Source organism: Bartonella sp. CL25QHWL (assembly GCF_042195335.1).
Taxonomy (GTDB): domain Bacteria; phylum Pseudomonadota; class Alphaproteobacteria; order Rhizobiales; family Rhizobiaceae; genus Bartonella.
On the sequence record NZ_JBHIOE010000022.1, the window covers coordinates 1 to 5,044 of the forward strand.

A 5,044-nucleotide genomic window follows, 5' to 3' on the forward strand; every position below is an offset into this window, starting at 1 on the left:
TTGAGATTGACTGTACCGATTGACAAACCTGGAATATCTTCCATGTTATCGTTAGTAAAAGCTCCAACAAAAATTCCAGTACCATTTTCAGCATGAAGCTCTGCATTAGTCAGATTGATCTCACTACTTTGGTGTTTTTGTGGATCATCTGATTCATTTTTATCAATATCAGAGACAGCTAAGAACTGTAAGCCACTGATTCCTACTTTTGCAGAAACATCCGTTAGAGCAATTTGGCCGCCATTTATTACAACCATTGCAACTTTTTTTGCTTCTATTTTATTTTTCTTCCCATTCTGAAGGGTGTCGGATTGGGTATCTAGACCTTTAGAATTAGCATCAATAGCGCCATTAATCATCTTAATTGTGCTATCTTTACCAATAGCGAGACCAACATCAACATTTTGAATGGTTGTTTTGCCATTTAATTCAACTATACTATCAGCCTCCCAAGTGTTTACACCAACGGTTGCTGCTTCGGACTCACCACCGATTATTGTTAAATCTCCGCTAATGATTTTACTTCCATCCTCTGCATAAAGACCTTCATCAAAATTTTGAATGGTTGTTTTGCCCGTTAACTGAATTTCACTCCCAGAGCCCGCTGTCCATACACCAGATCGTGCTTCATTGGGGTTGTCATTAATTGCTTTACCACCGACTATTGTTAAATCTCCGCTGGTAATTTTACCACCATTATAGGCTCCAAGACCGTACGAAACTTTTTCAAAGGTTGTATGCCCCTTTAATTGAATTTCACTATTGGGATTAATGGCTATTATACCAGAAGTGCCGTATTCTTGGTTTTCATAAGCAGTTATTGTTAAATCTTCGCTGGTGATTTTACCACCTTTTTCTGCTCTCAGTCCATCTCTAACTTTTTCAATGCTTGTTTTGCCTTTTAATTCAATTATGCTTCCAAAGCCATTGGCATTTGCACCGTTTCCGAAGTTATTGGTTGTTAGAGTAACATCCGTAATTTCAATACGTCCACCATTTTCTGTAAGTAATGCGCCTTCATGTCCATTCAAATTTCCTCCTATGACAGCTCCTCCTTTCATTGTGATCTTGGATTCTATACCATCTGCATGGAGTGCATTACCATTAGATGATGCGACTGTAACATTGTTGTTTAAAGTAATGATGCTGCCATTTTGAGCAGATATTGCTGTATTTTTTGCACGAAATGATCCTCCAGAGATTGTTATTGTCGAGTGATCATCTGCAGATATGCCTGTTAGTGCTTGAGTAACGGTTACATTGTTCAAGGTTACTGTGCTGTTTTTAGCACTTATTCCTAAGGATAGTGAACTGTTATCGTTTTCACTCGATATTACCACGTCTTCCAGCTTGTTTTTTTTACTCTTACTGTCAGAAAAGGAAGCACCAGTGCTAGATAAAATGCCAGATGAGGAGGCCTCCATTCCAGAATATGTAATTGTTCCCTTAGTCATTTGAAGTGTAGCACCGTCTTTGGCTTCAAGGCCTAAGAAAATACCAGAACCAGTGCCTTTAATGGTTGTGCCATCCAGTAACTCAATCGCACTGTTAGCACCTTCTGCTGTTACAGCATAGACGGTTTGGTTTGTGCCTTGGTTTATATCTTTATTCGTAACAATGGTTAAATGTTTTCCAATGATTTTGCCACCGTCTTTTGCGTGAATAGTTTCGTAGGTTTTATCGGATACTTCTTGTTGTTTTCCCCCAGAAACTACGAGGGTTTCAGCATGTGCACTGAACTGGATGTTGAACAGGATGATAGCGGCTGCAGCCGTGCATGATAAAAGGGATGTTTTATACACTAGTATTCTCCTTATGATAGCCCCCAAATATTCATTTCCCCGCGAACTTCATAAGAAGAAGTGAAAATGGATAATTGTTATTAATTTCAGTAATTGTCTTTATTTGGTAAGACATTTTTGGTTTTTTGTCAAAATTAAAAAATACTTGATATTAATTATGTCTAATACAAAATGTATTTATAATTGATTTTATTTAAAGAATTATAATTTTGAATATTATTATTCAGAGAAATATTCTGAGATACTGATATAGTGGTACCATGACATCTTTTACGTGATGGTAGGGATTATTATATGACGCAAATTGGGATTATGAGGGAACAAAAAAGGATGTAGAAGAAGCTAGTAAAAAAGCTAACTTACTTGGGCTTAAAGTGGGTTGTCATCTTTCAACACAGTGGTATTAATTTATTTCTAATAGACTTCTCTTTTTTTCAAAGTAGGAAGTACTCTTCATCCACTGGGGATAGAAGTGCTCTGTTGCGTTTGTTGTGTCTTGTCTTGGGGATTTTCGTAAAGAACTAAGTATTAAGTATAAAGAGGGAAGGGTGCTTTAAAAGGAAAAAGGATGACTTTAATGTACAAAAAGAGCAGCATATTGTGCTGCCCTTTTTGTTAAATTGAATAGAATGAATAGGCTATTTTTACAGCCTTGATTTAAAACTGATAGCGTATGCCACCTGAAAAGCTTGCACCACTTATACCAGTTTTCTGAAGCTTTTGTCGATAGCTTACATCACCGTAAAGAGAGAAATTGTGAGACAGTTGTGCATTGATGCCAACGCCGCCCTCAATTGCTGTTCCTATGGGATCAAGGTCAAAATCTCTGCCAATCTGGATGGTACCATCATCACCAAAGGTTTTGATCAAGTTTGCTTTTCCATAGAAGGAAATGGCAGGACCATTTTCAGTGGTCATAATGGTTTTGGTTAAACGTCCACCAACACGGATCAACCATTGAGAAGGATTGTTCATATCAATTTTTAAATTATCAGCATCTTCAATGGTATCAAACATCAAATGTTGATAAGCAAGTTGTATTTGGGGCTCGAAGGTTAAACCTTCCATTCCGGTAGAAAATTGTTTGCCAACGGTGGTGGAAATACTCAACATTTTTACATTGTTCAATTTCGCGGTTTTACCAATGATAGCATTGGTGATATCGCCCTTTATTATCCCATAGGATAAAAGCGTATCGATATAGAAACCACTGTCATGTTGTACACTACCATAGGCAGTGAGAGACCATTTATCTAGGGTGCTTTTACTTGCATCCTGCATCTCTTTTGGAGTGAAAGACAGCTGCCCATAGGTACCTAAAAGACCAAGATGTGTAGTAGTGCTGTGCCCTTCTAACGTAGTCAATGCAACCCCACCTTGTATAGCAGCGTAGCGAATATCAGCACCATAACCATATTTAAGGGGACCGCGTTTCGAGGATAAGGTTCCTGTACCCCCATAGGTAGAGAGGAAGAAACTGTTTTTTAGATTTTTCTGCTCTCCCAAGACTGTTGTTCTCATATTGGCTAAAAGTGCATTTTGCTTGGCCATATCGGCCAATCCAGTATAAAAGAGGGCATTTGGCATAACCAAATAGCTTGCCATTTGTGGTACAACTGCTCTTACTTTTGAATCGGGGTCAAAAAATTCAGGCTGCAAACGGAAATCCCAGAAATCTTTATCCTTTTCATCGAATAAGTTTTGGTTAGCATTGGCTTTGCCATAGCTTGAGACTGGTCCATAGGCAGTTAGCGTATATTTATAAGGAGTTCCTCCTATGGTGGTATAGCCATTTTTCAATTTAAAGGAGTCTTCTTTTGCTTCTCCAGAAACTTGAATAAGTGAAAGTCCACCTATATTTGAAGGATCAGAGGCATTTTCTACACTCTCTTTATCCCCTGAAACATTTTTGACATAAACTGTTGTGGTGCCTGCTACATCACCGTGAATGAGAAGCCTATCGGTTTTTTGTGCATCTATTGCAACACCATCACTCCATATAGCGTTGAAATGAATTTCTGCCTCACCAGAGGCATTATAGACTGCTAGAATGTTCGGTATTCCAGATCCTATATGCAATGTATGATAATGATCTTCTACCGGTCCATTAAAAACAATAGAACTATCATTGAGATTGAGCACAGAAATATCAGAACGTGACCTTTGAGCAATAGCAAGCAGTTTTCCGTCATCATCGGTTTCTTTTGTACTGGTTTTCAATATCCATGTTGTCTTGTTTGTCAAATCAAAGCGTACAGTTCTGTTTTCTGCAATTTTTGCTCTTCCCTTTAATACGGAGTGATTAGCATTTAATGTAAAAGCAAAATTATTTTCTTTAGTTGAAGCTTTTGCTGCTAATAAAATATCGGCACTGATTTCTGAATTTTTGAGATTGGCTATACCGATTGATTGGTCTGCGTTAATTCCAATACTATTTTCAGTGCGAATCTTTGTATTTGTCAAGTTGATTTCTAAGGCATTATCATCCTCGGATTTATCAAATGTTATGCCACTGTTTTCTGCTGTTGCAGAAACATTTGTTACATCAATATATCCGCTATTTTTTAAAACAAATGCTGATCCTTTTGCTGCTACGGTCCCTCCATTCATTTTAATTGTGCCACCGTTTTCTGCATAAAGTCCGATGAAAGTATTGCTAATCGCTGTATTTCCATGCAATTCAATTAAGCTGTAAGGATTGCTGGCAGCTGCACCGTATCCGTTGCCATCCATCGTTGTTAGAGCAACGTCTGTGACCTTAATATGTCCACCGTTCATTGCAAACAATGCCATGGTTTTCGCAGTTACTGTTCCACCAGTCATTATAATTGTGCCACTATTTTCTGCATCAAGTCCGGTTACAGCATTATTAATTGTTGTCTTTCCATATAATTCAATCAAGCTTTCAGGATCGGTTGCAGCAGCACCATAGTTACCATTTTTTGTTGTTAAAGCAACATCTGTGACTTTAATATGCCCACCGCTTTTTGCAAGCAATGCCATGTTTGTTGCGGTTACAGTTCCACCCGCCATTGTGATTGCACCACTGTTTTCTGCATTGAGCCCGATGAAAGCATTATTAATCGTTGTCTTTCCATCCAATTCAATCAAGCTGTCAGGATCAGTGGTAGCTGCACCGTATCCGTTGCCATCCATTGTTGTTAGAGCAACATCTGTGACTTTAATATGCCCACCGCTTTTTGCAAGCAATGCCATGTTTGTTGCGGTTACAGTTCCACCCG

Annotated in this window: 1 protein-coding gene and 1 pseudogene; both read right to left on the minus strand. The window is 38.4% G+C overall.

The features are described from left to right. Positions 1-1,802, minus strand: a pseudogene (locus ACFILY_RS08535) (autotransporter outer membrane beta-barrel domain-containing protein); the annotation flags it as partial. A gap of 657 nt (positions 1,803-2,459) precedes the next feature. Beyond that, positions 2,460-5,044 (minus strand): autotransporter outer membrane beta-barrel domain-containing protein (locus tag ACFILY_RS08540; protein WP_375673320.1); only part of this gene is annotated, 2,585 nt, incomplete at its 5' end.